The following is a 19,163-nucleotide window of genomic DNA, read 5'->3' as shown; positions in this document are numbered from 1 at the left end:
GGCAGCGCCCCGCCCGCCGCCTGGACGAGATCAACGTAGTGGCCAGCACCGGCGACGACCCCGAACTCGACGCCCTGCTCCTGCGGCTACACACCGAAACCGCCTGCCGCCGCGGCGGCGCCCTCGCACTGCGCCCTCGCACTGCGCCCCCGCGACCTCGACCCACAACAATGCCTCATCTACCTCCGCGAAAAAGACGAAACCGTCCGATGGCAACCCGTCTCCCCCACCCTGATGCAACACCTGCTCAACCACGCCACCACCCGCGGCGCCACCGACCCAGACGGCCCACTCCTGCACTACGCCACCGGACGCCCCATCAGCCGACGTCGCTACGACTACATCTGGAACCGCGTCAAACGCCACCTACCCTGGGCAGCCACCCAGCAAATCTCCACACACTGGCTCCGCCACACCACCCTCACCTGGATCGAACGACACTTCGGCTTCGCCACCGCCCACGCCTACGCCGGACACTTCAACCACCACGACACAGCCACCGGCACCTACGTCAAAGCCAGCCTCGAAGACATCGCCACCGCCCTCGCCCACACCACACAACCCGATAAACCAAGCCCCCACCCAGACAACGACACCTGAACGCCAACACCCCGCACCAGAACGGGCTAGCCCACAACGCTCGAGTCTATCCCGTGATCGGCGTTTCCGGCGGTTCGGTTAGTAGGTTTCGGCTCCCGGCCAGCGGTCACCGAAGGTGATGGCGAACGCGTTGATGACTGGCTTCCAACGCATTGTCCATCGGGCGCGGCCGGTCCCGGTCGGGTCCAGGCTGCGAGTCACAAGGTACAGACACTTCATGGCTGCTTGCTCGGTGGGGAAATGTCCACGCGCGCGGATCGCCCGCCGGTAGCGGGCGTTCAGTGATTCGATTGCGTTCGTCGAGCAGATCATGCCTCGGATTTCAACATCGTAGTCGAGGAATGGCACGAATTCTTCCCACGCGTTGCGCCACAGTCGAACCATCGCACTATATTTCTTGCCCCATTTCTCCTCGAGTTCGTCCAGCGCGGAGAGTGCGGCGTCAGGATTCGGTGCCGTGTAGATAGGTTTGATATCCCGCTTGATCTCGTCCCAGTTCTGCCGCACCACCAACCGGAACGTATTGCGGATCAAATGAACGATGCACGTCTGAACAATGGTCTGCGGCCACACATTCGCAACGGTCTCCGGCAGACCTTTGAGGCCGTCGCAGACGAGGAAGAACACATCGCGAATCCCGCGGTTCTTCAGATCGGCCAGGACGCTCATCCAGAACTTCGCGCCCTCGCCACCGACGCCCATCCACAGGCCCGTATGTCAGTTCGTCTGCTAGTGCCGTGTTTTCACGAAGGCTCCTGAAACAGCTGCGCCACTGTTGGAGGTATAACTAACATCCTGGAAAAAGCTCTGACGTGTGCAACTATTCAAAATAGCTTACCGTAATCTCGCGGGATAGCAAGGGCTCACGAAACAAGGAAGGAAGCAATGCTATTACTCGGCTTAAATGGTGGTCTAATCTCAGCGTCTGGACCCTCATCCGAGGCCTCTCAGGGATACTTGCACGATGCATCCGCCTGCCTTCTCCAGGAGGGACAAACCTTGGCCGCCGTCGAGGAGGAGCGACTGAACAGACTGAAGAAGACGGACCTCTTCCCGGTCAGAGCGATTCAGGAATGCCTGGATATCGCAGGGAAAACACTCTCGTCAATCGATGCGGTGTGCTACTATTTCGAGGAATCCTTCCTGGACGTCGCGTTGAACAAGAACTACCTCGCGAATAGGGATCAAAAAATAAAATATGCGCGGGCACGCATAGTCGAGCACCTGAAAAGTTCATTTGACTTCGACCTCCCCGACGACAAACTGTTCTTTGTTCCGCATCACGTCGCGCACGCATCTTCATCCTTTGTCCGGTCTGGGTTTAGGGACGCTCTCGTTGTCGTAATCGACGGAGCCGGCGAGGATCACTCGGGCACCATATTCAACGCCAGTGCGGCTGGTTTAAAACCTTTAGCTACACATTCGGCGAGAAACTCTTTGGGCGCGTTCTACTTACACGGGACCCAAATGTTGGGATACACATTTGGCGACGAATACAAAGTGATGGGACTAGCGCCGTATGGAGATAAGGGCCGATACGGGGAAATATTCGAAAGCCTATTTACGCTCAAGCCAAACGGGGACTACACCCTAGAAAACACACGCGATCTGAATATTGGACTCACGGGGTATAACTTTATCGCCCCAGCCTTCTTGAATGCCGGATTCTTTCCGCGTCGAAGAAATGAACCTTTCACACAACTTCACGCAGATTTTGCCGCTGGCCTGCAGGCTACACTCGAGAAGATCATTTTACATGTTCTGAAATATTGGTCACAAGAGCTCTCAAATCCAAATCTCTGCTTCTCGGGGGGCGTGGCGCACAACAGTACACTCAACGGCGCAATTTTAGCGTCCAATATGTTCCCGAAAGTGTTTGTGCATCCCGCATCTCACGATGCGGGCTCTGCTGAAGGTGCTGCTTTGGCCGTAGAAAGTAAATTGAGCAAAGGGTCATTGCCGCACCTACGGATAACAACTGCAAGCCTTGGGCCGGATATCGGTTCTCCTGCGGCTATCAGTAGTCGACTAGATTCCTGGACTGACGTCATCGAGTTCCACCGGGCAGACGATATTGTCGAGGAGAGTGCAGGCCTCCTGGCTGAAGGCGCGGTAATTGGTTGGGTTCAAGGGCGGTCGGAATTCGGTCCGAGAGCTCTGGGCAATCGAAGCATCCTCGCAGATGCGCGACCCGGCGAGAACAAAGCCAAGATCAACGACATGGTGAAGAAGCGCGAGAGTTATCGTCCGTTTGCGCCGGCTGTAACGTCTAACGCAGCAAAGAAGTACTTTGACCTGCCGACACCTGTTGCCGATTACCGTTATATGTCTTTTGTCGTTCCTGTTGCGGAGGCATATCAAAGCACCCTCCGTGCGACCACGCACATTGACCACACCGCGCGCGTCCAGATCGTCTACAACGATGGTTACAACGAGCTGTTTCATCGGCTAATCACTCGGTTTGGCCAACTGACAGGCGTGCCCGTGCTACTGAACACCTCTTTCAACAATAATTTCGAGCCAATAGTGCAAACTATAGACGACGCTGTCAGCTGCTTCCTTACTACCTCGCTAGATGTCCTGGTAGCTGGTGAATACGTGGTTAAACGTAGATATGCGGATGAATCTAATCTAGCTCTTCTTTGTCCTAGTTTGAGGAAGACTACGAAGCTTGCAACCGAAACCCGAATAGCCGGTCTCGATGAACTTTCGAGGCGATACTTTTTGCAGTCTGAAGGTCGCGGAAGTACCGGTTCGGAGATTTCGGAAGAAATCTACAATATCTTGCAATGCGCTGACGGGCGGACACCTCTCAACGATATCTTAGACAGGTTCCAAAGTGTAGGAGACCGTTCAGAACTCATCCAAGAGACCCGGACACTATGGGACCGGCGCTTGCTCGATTTTCGTCCGGCCGCTCGGGGTATTTGAGATGAAAGCCTATAATCACCGCATTTTCGATAACAATTTTTTGGATATGTTGAAACTTGATCTGCGTTTGCATCGGAACACTGCGCGACTAACCTGGGCCATCTGGAAATCAAACCGCAAGCGTCAAAAGCCCGACCCCGTTCTTGAGGCGTGCCTTTGTTGCTCGGACGCCGTTGAAATACTACTGTCGTGCGTGGATTATCCAGAGCGCAAAGAGGTCTTTTTGCGGAAGGCGCTGGCTGCAATAAGAGCTGCTTCGTTGACGACACGATTTGCGTTGACCGAAGAAAGAATTGAGCTCAGTTGTAAACAGCACTCAGCATCACCCGCCACTGTCATCGAATCCGTTCGTAAAAATTCTTTGCGTCATTGAGCACCTTCAAGACGTCTTGAAGGTGCTCGGAGGTCGAAAAAGTCCCTTTGGTGTTAATGAGATTTTCTGTTCTGTCTAGCCAGTCAAGACACCATTTCGCATCTGATGGTCTACTCACTTTCCGTTTCTTCCAGTCCAACCAGACGGGGCTGGTATGTGCGTAGGTTCTCGTCTGTGAACCGAAGGGGGTTTCCTCGATTCCTCCCCGGGCGCTTGCCGCGACCCAGCTGGCGCCCTCGACCTTGAGACTGATTGTATGCTGCGCATTTGTGCATTCGGAGCCGACCTGTTCCACCGAAATAGTCCCATCCGGCCCCAAGATGTTAATTTCTTCAACGCCCGATCCTATGGTTCGAGCGGTGACCTCGATGATTCTTGATTGCATGAAATTGACCCGATCGCCAGGAATCTTGCCGTCGACTGTCAATTCTAGCCATGGCCCATTGGTAACAATCGTTCGTCCTTTTCTGATCGCGTCCTGCCAATTTTCGACCGTCAGCTCGCATCCCCCGAGATAGGCGTATGCACGGGTCCATCCCGGCGGGTTCGAGTACCACCGCATTCGGCGATGAGAGAGGAATACATCTGTTCCGGCTGTTGCAGCCAACGACAGGCCGCACCCCAGGAGGCGATGATACAGGAATTCTGTCGAATCGATATGGCACGGCCCACCGAGGTCCATCGAATCCACTAAGCCGAGTGCGGCATCGGCGACCAGTTCGCGTGCTTCATACGAGTGCGAACGACTGTGCGCAAAAACCGTCGATGGAGAGCAATTTTCGTCTAGGGGAACTAGAACGGGGTGCGTGTAACCAATGGTAGCGCCGAGGTCTCGAAGCTCTTGAGCTGCGCTGGCATTGGGCGGCCAGTCATCGGGATGATTCGACCTTGGATGACCGGATTGGTATTGCTTCGGTGGTGCGGCAGGGTTCAATGCATGGAAATGCCCTAGAATGTCATTGCGATACTCAACTCCACATCTCGCCAAACAGTTCCCGTCACTCCAAGGAAGGTCTCTTCCGGAGAAGCTCTCGAGCATTGCTTCATCATAAATCAACGAGGTTGACCAATTGGCTGCAACTAGGTTCATTAGATGCAGGCCCTCACCTTGTTGCATCAGGCTGGCCATCTCCGGAGTGCATACCGAATCGCCCGAGTAATTCATATGAACATGAAGATCACCCCCATACCAGCCATATACCGCCGGTGCGTAGATTCTACGAGGGGAGAGCTCAACAACTGTTTCAGTCTTGCGCTTGACCCGGATCGTTGTTTTAGCAGCTTCGTATTCACAACCACGATTTACTTCTATCGATACTTCGCCAACTGGTACGTCAACCGTGAGGTTGTTACCATGGAATATCGGTCTTCCATCGGAGTCGTACCTGTTGACGTATCCGCGCGGGAACCATGCCCCGCCTCGCTCGTCGACGACCGACCACCGCGAGACCTGGTCTGCGATCAGTCGCAAGGTGCCTGCCTTTGTCGGCTCAACGGCAAGTGTTGTCCTGTCGTGAACCTCGAGCACTGGTTGCGCGCTGGATACTGATCCTTCAACGAGGCTTACGGATCCATTTTTGTCGCATACGAAGACGTCGTAGGTCGTACTCATGTCGTTGATAGAGAACGGTAGCGGGGACCGGACTCTGAATTCTGTTGGAGTTAATATCGCTACGCCGACCGGGAGCGGGTCCAACAAGCACGATAATGTAATAGAAACCGGATTGACTAGTACGCCCTCATCTCGCAATTTAAAATAGTTCTGAATCCAGTTGTCAATGTTGCATCTGTCCATAAAGCGTAACAATATTCTACCAGCTGGTTCGAACTCTTTCCCCCAGTCGAATTCGTTGTCGCTTGAAAGTTTCCGATACTTGTGCAACATTTCGGTTACGGCGGGAGGTAGGCTTTCGTTGTCGCAACACATATTGCTCCAACCATCTCGTTGAGTGAAACGGCAGTTGCATTATAGACGGCTTAACTACACGAAGGAAGCGACCCTCGCGCGCGGCGTCCGCAGTAGGGCCCTCCACTGGTCGTGTGCATGGCAATGACAGCCTCGCCGGTGAAGCCTGCTTCGCTCATTCGTGCTGCGCCTCCACCTCAAGCACGTCATCCTCTGGATCGTGGTGTCCGGCACGCGGGCTTCGACGTGCACCGCGCGTGCGACAGGTACCTGCGGCCCCGCTGCTGCCACCGGGGCACGGTTGATCCCGGGCGACGGTTTCACGCGTTGCGGGACTACGGGGTGTCCCGGCTGCTGGACGAGTTGGCGGACGAGTTCAGAGACGGCAGTTATCGGCCGTTGCCGACGCGTGGGGTGTTGATAACCCAAACCTGGCCCGGGCGAGCAGCGACCGCTGTCGATTCCTACTGTTCGGGACCGTAGGACGAGCCGCGATCAAACCCGACATTTCCCGGGAAAACCGACATCGACTCTCGACTCTGGACATGGCGGCGCTCACGACGACAGGCGCAGACGGGTGAATAATGTGCAACTCCCCCCTCGGACACCGGCACTAACCCTACGGGCGGGACAGATGGAGACATCCACCGCCCGTTCTTCATGTTGGTAGACCATCTCCAGGTCGAGCTTCTCGTACAGCTGTTGAAGCTTCTCCGGCTCGGCTCTGTTCAGCTCGCGGCCCACGTCGCCGAGTGAGTCGATCATGGCGTACACCTCGGCGGGCGCCAGCACGTTCGGCGTAGGTGCCCCATCCAGCTCAGCTCGCGCGGTCGTCCGCTGCGCTTGCGCATCATTGATCGATTCGACCAACGCAGCGGGATCAACTCCTGCCTCGATCGCTGACCGCAGGCGCCGCAGTTTCGCGTCCGCCGCATCGAGCCGCTTCTGCGCGGCCTCATGCGCACCCAACTCGGCGGCCCCACCTTGGGACGCAATCAGCGCTTTCACCATCTGATCTCGGTTGTCCGGGTCGAACACGTCGCCGAGCCACACGTTGACCGGCTCGATCACTGCGCTCTCGGGCAGGTACACGTTCTTGGGATGCCCCTCCAATGCCGGCGAGTTCGGTACCATCGTGCGCGCAGCACACCGGTAGTAGATCCGACTCTCGCGCGGCGTGCCCTCCATCCGCCGCGTGCAGTATCCGCACCGCACCCGCCCCCGCAGCGCATACACCTTCTTGGTCTTCTTCGGCCCACGCTCCAGCTTCCGGCGCGCATCCAGACCACCCGCCGCCCGCGACCTGCGCAGCAGCTGTACCTCCGTGAATGTCTCCACCGAAATGATCTCGGGATGCGCGGGCCGGCGGGACCTGACGATGCGTTCGGGTTCGGCCCGCCGGAACCGCACCACGTGACCGGCGGACACGTCGTCGGGATCAAGCAACGTCACATGTTTGGTCCACCGGCCGAAGAACGCGTACCCGGTGTACCGAGGATTTTCCAAGATCGCCCTCACTGAAGCGCCTTGCCACCCATCGGCCAGCCGATGCCGGTTCTGGTCCGGCCGCCGCGCCGATGGACAGGGAATACCGTCACGGTTCAGACCATTTGCAATCGCCCGATCGCCTTTCCCGGTGAGATACTCGGCGAAGATCCGTAGCACAACTTCAGCCGCCGATTCATCGATCGCCAACACCCGCAACCGGGGCGGCTGGGTGCCGAACGCGCCCTCACCGTGGCCACCACGATGCTGCACCGGCACGGGTTCGAGCCCGACCGCATCTCACCAACTTGCCTGCGGCTGCGGACCTGCCCGTTCCATCCCCTCGCTGCCAAGGCACCGGAGATGGTGTGCGGGGTCAACCACGCCTTCTTCGCGGGTCTCCTCGACGGACTCGGCGCCACCTCCGTACAAGCCGTCCTCGACCCGCGCGCCGGTGAGTGCTGCGTCGAACTCCGCGCCCACCCCTGAACCAACGACGGCCGCCTGCCCGTTGTGACGAGGGCAGGTTGCTTCGCGCCTCCGGTGTCGCCATATCCGGGACTGTGTCGCAAACGGTGTTTCGGCGTTCTTGATCAGTAGGTCTCGGTGACCGGCCGGCGATCACCGAATGTGATGGCAAACGCGTTGAGAATCGGCTTCCAGCGCATCAGCCATCGTGCTGCTCCGGTCCCGGTGGGATCGAGGCTGCGGGTCACAAGGTACAGGCATTTCATCGCTGCTTGCTCTGTGGGGAAATGCCCACGCGCCCGTACCGCGCGCCGGCATCGGGCGTTCAACGACTCAATGGCATTGGTCGAGCAAATCATCCTCCTGATCTCGACATCGTAATCGAGAAACGGAACAAACTCTGTCCAGGCGTTGCGCCACAGGCGCACCAGGGCCGGGTATTTGGCTCCCCACTTCTCATCCAGTTCCGCTAATGCGACAGCTGCGGCGTCCGGATTGGGCGCCTCATACATCGCTTTCAAATCACGTTTGAGCGCGTCAACATGTTTCCGGGACGTGAGGCGGAACGAGTTGCGGATCAAATGGATCACGCACGTCTGCACAATGGTTTGCGGCCACACTTCCTCGATCACCTCCGGTAGCCCTTTCAACCCGTCGCAGACCAAGAAGAACACGTCCTTCACGCCCCGGTTTTTCAGGTCGACAAGGACGCTCATCCAAAATTTGGCGCCTTCGCCGCCGGAACCGGCCCACAACCCGAGCACGTCCCGGCGGCCGTCCACGGTGACGCCGATCGCGGCGTAGAACGGCCGGTTGGCCACCTGACCATCGCGCACCTTGACCACGATCGCATCGATGAACACCGCGGCGTACACCGCGTCCAACGGCCGGCTGCGCCATCCCTCCATCTCACCGACCACCTTGTCGGTGATCCGCGAAATGGTCTCCTTACTCACCGAGGCCCCATAAATCTCCGCGAAGTGCACCGAAATCTCTCCCGTCGTGAGCCCCTTGGCGTACAGCGACAGCACGATCTCGTCGACATCGGTCAACCGACACTGCCGCTTCTTCACGATTTTCGGTTCAAACAAGGATTCCCGATCACGAGGAACATCGATGTCCACCTCGCCCACCGCGTCCGAAATCACCGTTTTGGGTCGTGTACCGTTCCGCACACTGGTGGAACCCCGACCCGGCTCCGCCTGACTCTTCTCACGGCCCAGATGCTCGATCATCTCCTCGCCCAGCGCCGTTTCCAACACATTCTTGGTGAACAGCTCCAACAAGCCACCCGGCCCGGCCAACGCCAGCCCGCGCTGCTTCGCCTCGACCACCATCGCCGCCGCGACGGCCTGCTCCGGCGACAACTGCCACCCCGACCTCCCGGTCTTCTTCTCCGCGCCCACAGCGTCAGAGTCCATCACTCTCCGTGCCCATCCCGCCAGACCTCAGCCCAGCATGTCGGGCCGAAAACACCCCACGCGACACGTCCCGGTTGCGCTTCGCGCCTCCGGTGTCGCCATATCCGTGTCACCACCATGCACCCGTCGTCGTGGTGTCGTGGGTGGCTCCGGTGGTCTTGGTGCAGGAGTCGTGCGTGGCGCCGGTCAGGTCCGCGTCGGTGAACCCGGCGACGTATCCGGACAGGTCGGCGCCGTAAAGGTTGGCGTTGGTCAGCGTGATCTTGCTGAGCCCGATCAGGTTGCCGTGGACCTTCGGCAGGTCGGCGTCATGCAGGTCCGATCCGACGAGCGAGATGCCGCTGAGGTCCGCACCCGTCGCCCGGATACCGGCCAGGCAGGTGTCACGGAGGTCGATCACGATCAAGTCGTGCGCCTCCCTGGCGACGTCGCGCCTGGTCAGTACGACGAAGGCGGCCTCAATGTCCGCTGGTGTGGCGGGACAGCGTGCCGTGGGGTCGTGTAGCGGTCCGTGAGCTGGCCTTGCTCGGTGACGCCGATCTGGTCGCGGGTGGCCCGCAGAGACTGTGCGGTGAACACCAAAGCGGCCAACGCGGTGAACGCGGTGACCGAGGCCGTCAGCCGTGTCCAGCGGCGCACCGGATCGGCAGGGGTCCGCCTCCGCCGTAGAAGGACCAGGACGGCCACGAGCCGGCCGGCACTCACCATGGCCGGCCACCACCGGCCGAGCCACACCTCGATGGCGTGCCACGGCGGCGGCACGCCCGTCCTCGCGAGCGCCCAGACCAGCAACGTCGCCACTGCGACGGCAAGGAGGACGGTCAGCGGGCTCTGGTTCGCGGCGGCCGGCCATCGCTACACACGGTCCCGAACGAAGCGATTCGTCCAGGTCGGCGCAAAGCCGGGAGACCTCCGACCCCGACGAACTGGCGTCGCTCGACACCTCGTCCCTGACCACCGTTCTCGTCGGCTCGGCCCCGGTCACGTTGAGCCTCAAACGCGAGGCCGAGCGAGTACTCGACGTCAAGGTCAACGAAGGATATGGGGCCACCGAAACGGGCGTCGTCACGTCGCTGCGACCGGGTGATCCCGACGAGAAGCAGGCCTCGGTCGGGAGACCGACCATGGGACGCGCGGTGTCCATTCGCGACAATCAGGGCCGGGAGTGTCCGGTCGGGACGGCGGGCGAAATCTGGACGCGTGGCGAAGGAGTTTTGCTCGACCACTACTGGAACAATCCCGAGGCCACTCGCGCCGCATTCGACGCCTCAGGCTTTGCGGTGAGATCGGATCACTCGCCTTGTTGTGCGTTGCTCGCTTCACGAACGAGGCGGCGCAAGATCTTGCCCGTTGAACTCGTCGGCAGCTCATCGACGAATCGCACCGAACGGGGAACCTTGAAGTCGGCCAGACCCGCTCTGCTGAACTCGATGAGGTCCTGCGGAGTGACGACATGCCCAGGTTTGAGGGTGGTCCAGCAGGACGGACTCCACTTCGGTCGGATAGACGTTCTCCCCGCCGCTGATGATCAGGTCGTGCTTGCGGTCGTTTCGCCCCGGTATCACCCAGATGCGCTCGCTCACCGGGTCGCCTTGCGCAGGTCGATCGACGGGTCCGCGAGGAGCTCGGCCGGCACCGCCTTGTGCGCCATGATCAACGCGAGTGCCGCGCGCACGTCTTTGGGCCGGTTGATGCCGACCGCGCCCGTCAGTATCCCATCCCGGAGGTAGAAGGCGCAGAATTCGCCGCTGTCCGGATCTCCCCGCCACACAACGTCGTCGGTCGGTTCCGGCGTACCGGCCATCTGCAGTTTCAGGTCGTATTGATCAGTCCAGAACCACGGCGTCTCGCAATATCGCGAGCCCTTGCCGAGCATCGACATCGCGGCTGCGGCACCTTGATCGAGCGCGTTCTGCCAGCTCTCTCTACGGACCCGGCGATCGACGACGGTCGAGTGGAAGTCGGCCACATCGCCCGCGGCGAAAACGGCGGGATTGCTCGTCCGGCACGTCTCGTCGACGACGATCCCGTTGCCGAGGGTGATTCCCGCCGCGTCAGCGAGCTCGGTGTTCGGCACGATGCCGATGCCGACCACGACGACCTCGGCCGGATACCTGACGCCGTCGGTGGTGGTGACCGCCTGGACCCGTCGCGTGCCCTCGATCGCGTCGACTCCGATCGCACACCGCAGATTGACGCCCCGAGCACGATGATGTGCGCCATAACGCTCAGCGATGTCGGGCCCGAGCGCCCGCCCCAGCGGAATCGGTGCCGCCTCCAACATGGTCACTTCACAGCCGATGGTTCTCGCCGATGCGGCGACTTCGGCGCCGATGAAGCCCGCGCCAATGACGACCACCGCGGCACCCGGATCAAGTTCGGAAGCCACGGCCACCGCGTCGTCCAGTGTGCGCAATAGCCGTACACCAGGCAGATCAGCGCCGCGCACAGCGAGCGTGCGGGGCCGCCCGCCGGTGGCCAGCAACACCTTCGTGGCGGCCACGATCGTGCCGTCCGCCAATTCCACCGTGCCTTCATGCGGGCGCAACGCCGCGACGCGCCGGCCGACCACCACGTCGATGTCGTTGTCGACGTAGAACGACTCGTCACGCAGGCGCGTGGAATCCGGGCTCCGCGAGCCGTCGAGCACACCCTTCGACAGCGGCGGACGATCGTAGGGCAGGTGTGGCTCATCGCCGATCAACACCACCCGGCCCGCGAAACCCTCCGCCCGCACTGTCTCGGCGGCACGCAACCCGGCGAGGCCCGCACCGACGATGACGAAGCTCGGCTCGGCCATCACAGGTCGACGTACACGACGCCGCCCTCGACCTTCACCGGATATGGCGTCAGGTCGGTGGTGGCCGGCAAGGACAGTGCCTTGCCGGTACGGATGCAGAACTTCGCCATGTGCAATGGGCATTCCACGACGTCGTCATCGATGTAGCCATCGGCAAGTGAGTACCGGTCGTGGGTGCAGGTGTCGTCGGTGGCATAGAAGTCGCCATCGACATTGAAGACGGCTACCGGTGCGGCCGGGGGACGCTCCACCACGGCTGTCTCGCCTTCGGCGACAGCGGCGGCTTCACAGGCGCGAATCCAGGTCATACTCTGTTCACTCCTTCTCCGGTGAGATACAAGCTCTGGATATCCGACATCGCTTCGCGCAGATCCGGGGCGGCTCCGCTGATTTCGACCCGGCCGTGCCGCAGGATGTAGGCATGGTCGGCCACCTCGAGCGCCCGCTGGACCTGCTGCTCGACCAGCAGCACTCCGATACCCGTATCGGCCGCCGCCCGGATCGCCTGCAACAGCCGCGCCGCCGCCTGCGGACTCAACCCGAAGGACAACTCATCGGCGATCACCAGCCGCGGCTTGCGTGACAAGGCCCGCGCCAGCGACAACATCTGCTGCTGCCCACCGGAAAGCATGCCGACCCGGCGATTGAGGTGCGGTTCCAACTCCGGGAACAGATCAAGCGCGAGCTGACGGTCACCACGACTGAGCCGCAGATTCTCGGCCACCGTCATCCGCATCAATACCGTTCGTTCCTCCGAAACCAGCCCCAGACCGTCCCGAACCCGGTGGTGCACCGCCGAAACCACCTCGCAGCCCGCGATCCGCACGACCCCACCATGCTTGGGCAACTCACCTGCAAGGGTCCGGACCGTGGTCGTCTTGCCCGCGCCGTTCGTGCCCAGCAATGCGACCACCTCACCGCGGCCCACCCGCAGATCGAGATCCCGGACAATGGTGGTACGCGCGTATCCGGCACAAAGGTTTTCCACCTCGAGCACCGCCGTGGACCTGTCCGGGCCGGCGACGCCCGCCCTTTCCGGCCGCCCCACCGTGGGCGCATCTCCGAGATACGCGTGCACGACTTCCGGATTCTCGCGAACCGCGGCCGGAACATCGTCGGCGAGCTGCTTACCGAAATCGAGAACCGTGATCCGGTCGCACAGCCCCATGATCAGCTCGACGTCATGCTCGACGATCACCACCGCGACATCCCACTCCTTCGCGATGCGCCGGATCACTTTTCCCAGCTCCGCGCTCTCGTGGGTGTCCAGACCGGCCGCCGGCTCGTCGAGCAGCAGCACCGAAGGCTGCGCGACCATCGCCCGCGCGATTCCACACAGGCGCGCCGTGCCCTGGGACAGCATCGACGGTCGCAGGTCCAGAAACGGGCCGAGGCCGAACTCCGCCACCACGTCCTGCAGGATTTCGCTCGGCCGTTGCCGCCCTGGCCAGACGAGGTCGAGCAGGTAATGCCCCGCGCGCTGCCGGTCGGCGGCCACCAGCAGGTTTTCGCGGACCGTCATCTCTTCGAACAGTTCGACGCTCTGCCACGAACGGGCCATACCACTTCGGGCCCGCTTCTCCGGTGACCACCCGTCGATCACTTGGCCCCCGAAGAGCACCGAACCGGCCGTCTGACCGGTGAAACCGGTCATCACATCGAGCATGGTGGTCTTGCCGGCACCGTTCGGCCCGATCAGGCCCACGACCTCGCCGGGGTGGACGTTGAAGCTGACGTCGTCGAGTGCGACCACGCCGCCGAAGTGCATCGTGACGTTACGAACCTCGAGTGCCTTCGGCACCTGCGGTCGGCGCGGCACCGGCTGCGCCGAGGCGCCGGGCCGGCGCCGTTTGAACGTGGGCAGCCGGTCGCCGACCAGCTTGGTGTAGAGGGCCGCCAGGCCGTCCGGGGACTGACGGAGCAACAGGATCACGCCGGCGCCGGAGACGATCTCCAGCCAGAAGACCACGTTCGAACTGCCGGGGAACAGCTCGTTGAGAATCTGCGTCGTGATGCCGCCCTGTGTCTGAGCGCCACCGATCACGCTGCCGGAGGCGTATCCGACGCCACCGAGCACCGCGTTGAGCAGAGCGTTGATCGACCCCGAAATGTCGAACTGGCTGAACTGGATATGCGGCTGGCGGAACCCGAGCACGATCCCGGACAGCGCCGCGATTGCCGACGCCACCCCGAATGCGTAGAGCTTCGCGCTGTAGACGCCGATCCCGAGCGACGCTGCGGCCCGCTCGTTCCCGCGAACGGCCAGCAGGCGCCGGCCCGTGCGACCGCGCCGCAGGTTGGCCACCATGAGTCCGACGAGGATGAAGACGACGAGGCCGAACGTGGCGTACCGGGCCGCGTGGCCGATCGGGTCGAGCGAGTAGCCGAACACGCTCGGGGTCTTCACGAGGGTGCCGACGAACCCACCGGTGAGCGCCCCGTTGGTGAAGATCAGCGCGTTGATCATGAGCGCCAGCCCGAGAGTCGCGACAGCGAGGCTCACTCCCCTCGCTCGCAACGCCGACAATGCCACCACGAGCCCGGCCGCGACGGTGGTGATCACGCCGAGAATCACCGCCGCCCCGAAAGGCAGGTCCCGGGTCGCGACGAGGCGGCTGGCAACCCAGCAGCCGAATCCGGCCAGCGCGAACTGCGCGAGGGACAACTGACCCGCATAACCGGTGAGTACCACCACGGAGAGGACCAGCAGGCCGCCCGCGATGCTCGTGACGATCGCGTCCACCCAGCTGTCCGAGACGGTGAACGCGATGATCACGACGAGCACACCGGAGCCGATGATCCAGCCCGGCCTGAGCTTTCCGGCGCCGGGCAACGGCATTCTCGTCGACGCCTCACCGCGTTGCAGGCGTGCCCGGCCGGCGAACACGGTGATCAAGATGACCACCAGCAGCGGAATCGTGTTCGGCAGACCGGTGACCGACGGAATACTGACTCCGAGCGTCCGCGCGATATCCGGCAGGAAGAGCCCGATGACGCTGGTGGCCACCCCGATCGCCAGCGCACTGATCACGGTCAGCGCGAACGAGGACAGGCGGCCCGCCAGCGCCGCGGCGAGCGCCGGCAACACGGCGAGCGCCAGCGTGCTTTCGGCAAGACCGATGATCGGCGCGAGCATGATCGCGGCGATACCGGACAGCAGGCCTGCGAGCGTGAAGTTGAGCAGTTCGATCTTGCTCGGCGACCAGCCGTAGGCACTGGTGACCCGCCGGTTCTCCGCCGCGGCCGAAGTGGCGAGTCCGAACAACGTGGTGGAGTACAAGACTTTCAGGACGACCGCGAGCACGATCGCGACCCCGATGATGATCAGGCGGCCCTGGGGAATCAGTATCTGATCGGTGATCCGGACCGTGTCGTCGGGCAGGACCGAACTCGGCAGTCCCTTCGACTCGTTGCCGAAGATGAGTGCCACGGCGCCCTGTGCGGTCGCCATCACGCCGAGGGTCGCGATCAGTTTCGCGACCAGCGACGCCTGACGGAGAAACGTCAGGATGACGATCTGGGTGACCGCACCGAGCGCTGCGGCCAGGACGAGCGCGGTGACCAGGGCTGGTGCGGTCGCCCAACCATGATCGTCGCGCATGCTGTAGAAGAAGAAAGCCGCGACGCCGCCGACGGACCCCGCCGAGAAATTCAGCACGCCCGACGAGCGGTAGGCCAGCACGATGCCCAATGCGACGAGCGCATAGAGCGACCCGGTGGCCATACCGAGAAGCGAGAACTGCACCGTCTGCTGACTGACGAATGACGTTGCCAACTCGGTCATCACAGGCTCTTCTCCAGGAAATGGGAAACGAGAAACTCGGGGGCAGCGTGCACGTCAGTTCTTCGGCGTGAACTTTTCCCCGATCGTCACCGGAGCGTCGGACGCCATGACCGGTTTGCCGTCGACGATGCGTGAAACGTAGAACTGGTTGGAGGCGACGCGCAGCTTCGACAGGGCCGGGTCGTTGGGGAACGGATTCCTGCTCCAGTCGATCGTGCCGGGCAATTCCGACCGCGTGATCGGCCCCGCCGTGTTCAGCTTCTGCACCAGGGTTTTGGCGTCGAGCGCCGGGGATCCCTTGAGCAGGTCGGCCATGATGTGGACCGCGGACCAGCCCTGCACGCCGAACTCGGTCACGTCGCACGAACCCGATGGCAACCCGGCCGCATTGAGCTCGCCGATGTACTGCTGCGCCCCGGGGGATTTCGTATTCCAGGCGACCGGCCACGCCGAGTCGACGAGCCAGAGACCCTCGCCTGCCGTGCCCACCTGCTTCAGGAACTTGCACGTGGCACCGCTGCCGAGCTGGATGACCACGGTCTTGGTCAGCGGGTTGCCCTGGGCCACCATCTGCTGGACCAGGCCGAGGAACTGGTCACCGGCAAGGATCGGGTAGACCGCGTTTGCACCGGAACCCTTCACCTGCGCGGCGAACTGGCTCATGTCGACCGTGTCCGCGGGCACCGGGAAGGAGCCGGCATAAGTGCCGCCGATGCCCTCGGTGTACCGCTTGAAGAAGTCGAGGAAGAACGAAACTCCCGGGTTGTCCAGCGGCAGCACCGTGGCGCGAACCTTGTCCTGGAGGGCGGAAGCGGCCACCGTCGCGTAGGCGAGAGCGTCATGGACGTTACCCGCGAGTGGGTACCACAGCGGGCTGGTCACTTCGACGCTGGACAGGCCGTTGCCGCCGATCTCGGGGATGCCGGCGGCCGACGTGATCGGGAACCAGGTCGAGGCGCCGAGGTCCGATCCCATGAACGCGACGACGTTCTCGCTCACGAGCCTGCGGCCGCAGGCGGCCTCCTGGTTCGGGTCGTCCTTGCTGTCGCAGCTGATCACCGCGACTGGGCGGCCCAGTTGACACGACTTGGTCAACGCCGCGGCAGCCGCCTTGGCCCCATTGACCACCGAGGGATCGGACGGAATGACACTGTCCCCGGTCAGCACCGAGATGACCCCGAACTTGACCGGATCACCTTGGCAAGAGGCCGAAGTCGGAACGAAATCACCGCCGCCGGACGCGCTGGTGGTGCCGCCGGACGAACCGCCACACGCGGCGAGTGCCGCCGCAGCCAGCAGGCCGCAAGCGGCTACCAAGCCACTACGCCTCCGCCATGTCAATACCTTCATCGTCGCCTGCTCCTCGTCGGTGAGAATTTCGCAGCTAGGTCGGTCGCATTCCCCAGACCCCCATCGGCACGGGCTCGGCGAGCCCAGTTTCTAAAACATCGTGCTGAGATTGCGCGCGAGCAGAACCGTCTGCTCCAGCAGAATCAGCCGCTTCGCGATCAAAAAGGAATCCCCGTCGCGGCGCAACACATCCTGACGCGAGCCCACCCAGGAATCGGCGTCCGACTTCAACCGCGTGCGGTAGACGTGGAAGTTCGATTCCACGCTCAGCTCGTCGTCGCGATCTTCGGTGATACGCACGTTGGTGATGAGATGCCGGGTCCGTGACGGCGGGTCCTCCGCCCAGGCCGACCCGCTGGCCAGTTTCTTCCACCGCGCTGTCAAGATCGCCTTGTCGTCGTCGAAATATGCCATCTCACCGGGTTTGGTGAACTCCTTGCGCAGCTCCCGGCGCAGCCTCGTCCGCCGGATCGGCATGAAATAGTGCGTGTCCTCGGAGAACAGCTCCACCCAGTGCTCATAATCATGAGCATCCAGCAACGCCGCCTCGTCGTGGTAGAACTTCTCCACCTGGTATTGCCGCAGCATCGCGGCCAGCAAGTCCGGGGCCACCCCGGTTTCGTGGACAGCCGTCATCGCGGGAATTCCTTTCCTGAAATCGGGTTTCGTGCGCTCACAGCGTGTCCGGCGGAATGGTCGCTTCGCGCAGCTCGTCCCAGTCCAGCCCCTTCATCCACTGCGCCCAGGCGTGGTAGGTCCACAACTGCGCATGCTCACTCGTCGATCCCTCGATACGGGCCAAGCCGTTTTCCTTCACGACCTTGCCCCGCCCAAGACCCATCTTCAGCAGCTGAGGAACCTGCCGGCTCCGGTGGCCATACGTCTGCTGGGTGGACTGCGCCCAGTTCTCCCCGTCATCCTGCTCGAGAATTCCGGCGGGACCGAAAATGTGGCCGGCCAGCATCACGGTCATCTTGCGCTGGTCGGGCGTGGCATTCTTTTCGACGAAGCTGAACCACCAGATCTCCGTCCTGTTCGGACTGACCGGGACGCGCAGCGCCAGCTGCCCGCCCGCCGTGGCGAGCCAGGCGTTGGGGAAGATGTTCGGATAGCCGCATACCTTGCTGCCGACCTCACCGAGCCACTCGACGGCCTGAGGCCGCTTTCGCCACGAGGTGTCGATCGGCATGCCACCCAAACCGTCGACGGACGGGCCGGCCGCCGCATGGCCGAACTCGGACACCAGCACGAGGTCGTCGACACCATTGCCCATCAAGCCCGACGGGATGTCCAGCGATTCACCGAGCGTGTTGCGCGCTCCGCCGACCTCGACCTCGCCTTCGGCCGGCGGGAACAGCCCCGACGCCACCGCGGACATATGGGTGACTTGCGCGTGATACCAGTCGAAAACATTGTCGACGGCGAACTTCCAGTTGCAGTCGATGGTGAACTTCTGCACCCCGGGAATGATTTCCACCTCGCGCGCGGCAATGAGATCGATCGCGATCCGGCCGGCCGGCCCGAGGTAGTCCGCCAGCGCGGGTGCCGCCGGGTCCATCGTGGCGAAGACGAAACCGTGGTAGCTCTCCAGCTGCGCGACGTGAACCAGCCCGTACTTCGACTTGTCCAGATCACCCTTGTAGAACTTTTCGACGTCGGGCACGCCGATCAGCTTCCCCGCCAAGTCGAACGACCAGCCGTGATAGGTGCACATGAACGCCTTGGTGTTGCCCTCCTCCGCGCGGCACACGGCATTGCCGCGGTGCGTGCACGTGTTCAACATGGCCCTGATCGACCCGTCCCGCTGACGGACCGTCAGCACGTTGTCGCGGCCCATCGGTGTCTCGAAGAAGTCACCCGCTTTCGGGATCTGGCTTTCATGACACAGAAATTGCCAGGCCCGGCCGAAGATGAGGGTCATCTCCTGCTCGAAGATCTCGGCGTCCGAGAAGATGCGCCGATCCACCTCACCGCGCTCCAACGACACCAGCTCGTCAAGTCGATTCGCATTCAGAGCCGCGCTCATGCGGACACCCCTTCTCGTG

The 19,163-nt window shown here is 62.1% G+C and carries 15 protein-coding genes and 2 pseudogenes; 4 read left to right on the top strand and 13 right to left on the bottom strand.

Translation table 11 applies throughout. From position 1 onward, the window contains the following. Positions 1-234: 234 nt before the first annotated feature. Positions 235-600 (top strand): site-specific integrase, encoded by a 366-nt coding sequence (locus GKO32_RS40540; protein ID WP_376765966.1) that lies wholly within the window; start codon positions 235-237, stop codon positions 598-600. Between the two features lie 78 nt (positions 601-678). On the opposite strand, the pseudogene GKO32_RS17150 reads toward GKO32_RS40540, so the two are convergent. Continuing rightward, a pseudogene (locus tag GKO32_RS17150) lies at positions 679-1,311 on the bottom strand (IS256 family transposase); the annotation flags it as partial. Positions 1,312-1,485: 174 nt separating this feature from the next. Between GKO32_RS17150 and GKO32_RS17145 the strand changes: the two are divergent. Next, positions 1,486-3,531 (top strand): carbamoyltransferase family protein, encoded by a 2,046-nt coding sequence (locus GKO32_RS17145; protein ID WP_154757881.1) that lies wholly within the window; start codon positions 1,486-1,488, stop codon positions 3,529-3,531. A 335-nt stretch (positions 3,532-3,866) separates the two neighbouring features. Here GKO32_RS17145 and GKO32_RS17140 read toward each other — a convergent pair whose 3' ends face one another. Together GKO32_RS17140 and GKO32_RS17135 are read right to left on the bottom strand one after the other, a co-directional pair. Then, positions 3,867-5,516, bottom strand: coding sequence for a CehA/McbA family metallohydrolase (locus tag GKO32_RS17140; RefSeq protein WP_154757880.1), 1,650 nt, complete (start codon positions 5,514-5,516; stop codon positions 3,867-3,869). Positions 5,517-6,365: 849 nt separating this feature from the next. Next, positions 6,366-7,505, bottom strand: a complete 1,140-nt coding sequence (locus tag GKO32_RS17135; RefSeq protein ID WP_246243929.1) for a recombinase family protein — start codon at positions 7,503-7,505, stop codon at positions 6,366-6,368. Positions 7,506-7,547: 42 nt separating this feature from the next. Here GKO32_RS17135 and GKO32_RS17130 point away from each other — a divergent pair, with 42 nt between their 5' ends. Further along, positions 7,548-7,784 carry a helix-turn-helix domain-containing protein gene (locus GKO32_RS17130; protein ID WP_154757878.1) on the top strand — a complete coding sequence of 79 codons (237 nt, stop codon included), beginning with the start codon at positions 7,548-7,550 and terminating at the stop codon, positions 7,782-7,784. A gap of 104 nt (positions 7,785-7,888) precedes the next feature. On the opposite strand, the gene GKO32_RS17125 is transcribed toward GKO32_RS17130, so the two are convergent. From GKO32_RS17125 to GKO32_RS38035, 3 genes are all read right to left on the bottom strand, one after another. After that, the gene (locus tag GKO32_RS17125) at positions 7,889-9,184 is read right to left on the bottom strand and encodes an IS256 family transposase (RefSeq protein ID WP_154757877.1); all 1,296 of its coding nucleotides are present in this window, start codon (positions 9,182-9,184) and stop codon (positions 7,889-7,891) included. 109 nt (positions 9,185-9,293) lie between these two features. Beyond that, complete coding sequence (locus tag GKO32_RS38040; protein ID WP_312868014.1) at positions 9,294-9,584, bottom strand: pentapeptide repeat-containing protein; 291 nt, start codon at positions 9,582-9,584, stop codon at positions 9,294-9,296. Between the two features lie 38 nt (positions 9,585-9,622). Further along, positions 9,623-9,985, bottom strand: a complete 363-nt coding sequence (locus GKO32_RS38035; protein WP_166459607.1) for a hypothetical protein — start codon at positions 9,983-9,985, stop codon at positions 9,623-9,625. Between GKO32_RS38035 and GKO32_RS40535 the strand changes: the two are divergent. After that, a pseudogene (locus tag GKO32_RS40535) lies at positions 9,985-10,389 on the top strand (AMP-binding protein); the annotation flags it as partial. The gene GKO32_RS38035 and the pseudogene GKO32_RS40535 overlap by 1 nt on opposite strands. A gap of 86 nt (positions 10,390-10,475) precedes the next feature. Here GKO32_RS40535 and GKO32_RS40530 read toward each other — a convergent pair. From GKO32_RS40530 to GKO32_RS17080, 7 genes are all read right to left on the bottom strand, one after another. Further along, entirely contained in the window at positions 10,476-10,688 is a 213-nt protein-coding gene (locus GKO32_RS40530) for an AMP-binding enzyme (RefSeq protein ID WP_376765967.1), read from the bottom strand. A 75-nt stretch (positions 10,689-10,763) separates the two neighbouring features. Continuing rightward, on the bottom strand, positions 10,764-11,984 hold the full coding sequence (locus GKO32_RS17105; RefSeq protein WP_154757875.1) for an NAD(P)/FAD-dependent oxidoreductase: 1,221 nt from the start codon (positions 11,982-11,984) through the stop codon (positions 10,764-10,766). Next, on the bottom strand, positions 11,984-12,292 hold the full coding sequence (locus GKO32_RS17100) for a bifunctional 3-phenylpropionate/cinnamic acid dioxygenase ferredoxin subunit (RefSeq protein ID WP_154757874.1): 309 nt from the start codon (positions 12,290-12,292) through the stop codon (positions 11,984-11,986). The genes GKO32_RS17105 and GKO32_RS17100 overlap by 1 nt, the downstream gene beginning before the upstream one ends. Then, positions 12,289-15,768, bottom strand: coding sequence for an ATP-binding cassette domain-containing protein (locus GKO32_RS17095; protein WP_154757873.1), 3,480 nt, complete (start codon positions 15,766-15,768; stop codon positions 12,289-12,291). Before GKO32_RS17095 ends, GKO32_RS17100 begins: the two co-directional genes overlap by 4 nt. A 54-nt stretch (positions 15,769-15,822) precedes the next feature. Further along, a complete protein-coding gene (locus GKO32_RS17090) occupies positions 15,823-17,118 on the bottom strand; it encodes an ABC transporter substrate-binding protein (RefSeq protein WP_154757872.1) in 1,296 nt (431 codons plus the stop codon). 90 nt (positions 17,119-17,208) lie between these two features. After that, complete coding sequence (locus GKO32_RS17085; protein ID WP_208024441.1) at positions 17,209-17,754, bottom strand: aromatic-ring-hydroxylating dioxygenase subunit beta; 546 nt, start codon at positions 17,752-17,754, stop codon at positions 17,209-17,211. 37 nt (positions 17,755-17,791) lie between these two features. Further along, a complete protein-coding gene (locus GKO32_RS17080; RefSeq protein WP_166459616.1) occupies positions 17,792-19,144 on the bottom strand; it encodes an aromatic ring-hydroxylating oxygenase subunit alpha in 1,353 nt (450 codons plus the stop codon). Positions 19,145-19,163: the final 19 nt, after the last annotated feature.

Origin of the sequence: Amycolatopsis pithecellobii (assembly GCF_009707865.1) — a bacterium.
GTDB classification, from domain to species: Bacteria; Actinomycetota; Actinomycetes; order Mycobacteriales; family Pseudonocardiaceae; genus Amycolatopsis_E; species Amycolatopsis_E pithecellobii.
Note: the sequence above shows the minus strand (reverse complement) of the source record. Positions and strands in the feature narration are given on the sequence as shown.

Bases quoted from the DNA above. Each gene is read 5' to 3' on its own strand.
- GKO32_RS17140 (WP_154757880.1), bottom strand. From the start codon at position 5,516: ATGAGTACGACCTACGACGTCTTCGTATGCGACAAAAATGGATCCGTA.
- GKO32_RS17080 (WP_166459616.1), bottom strand. From the start codon at position 19,144: ATGAGCGCGGCTCTGAATGCGAATCGACTTGACGAGCTGGTGTCGTTG.
- GKO32_RS17085 (WP_208024441.1), bottom strand. From the start codon at position 17,754: ATGACGGCTGTCCACGAAACCGGGGTGGCCCCGGACTTGCTGGCCGCG.
- GKO32_RS17125 (WP_154757877.1), bottom strand. From the start codon at position 9,184: ATGGACTCTGACGCTGTGGGCGCGGAGAAGAAGACCGGGAGGTCGGGG.
- GKO32_RS17095 (WP_154757873.1), bottom strand. From the start codon at position 15,768: ATGACCGAGTTGGCAACGTCATTCGTCAGTCAGCAGACGGTGCAGTTC.
- GKO32_RS17100 (WP_154757874.1), bottom strand. From the start codon at position 12,292: ATGACCTGGATTCGCGCCTGTGAAGCCGCCGCTGTCGCCGAAGGCGAG.
- GKO32_RS17090 (WP_154757872.1), bottom strand. From the start codon at position 17,118: ATGAAGGTATTGACATGGCGGAGGCGTAGTGGCTTGGTAGCCGCTTGC.
- GKO32_RS40540 (WP_376765966.1), top strand. From the start codon at position 235: ATGCAACACCTGCTCAACCACGCCACCACCCGCGGCGCCACCGACCCA.
- GKO32_RS17105 (WP_154757875.1), bottom strand. From the start codon at position 11,984: ATGGCCGAGCCGAGCTTCGTCATCGTCGGTGCGGGCCTCGCCGGGTTG.
- GKO32_RS17145 (WP_154757881.1), top strand. From the start codon at position 1,486: ATGCTATTACTCGGCTTAAATGGTGGTCTAATCTCAGCGTCTGGACCC.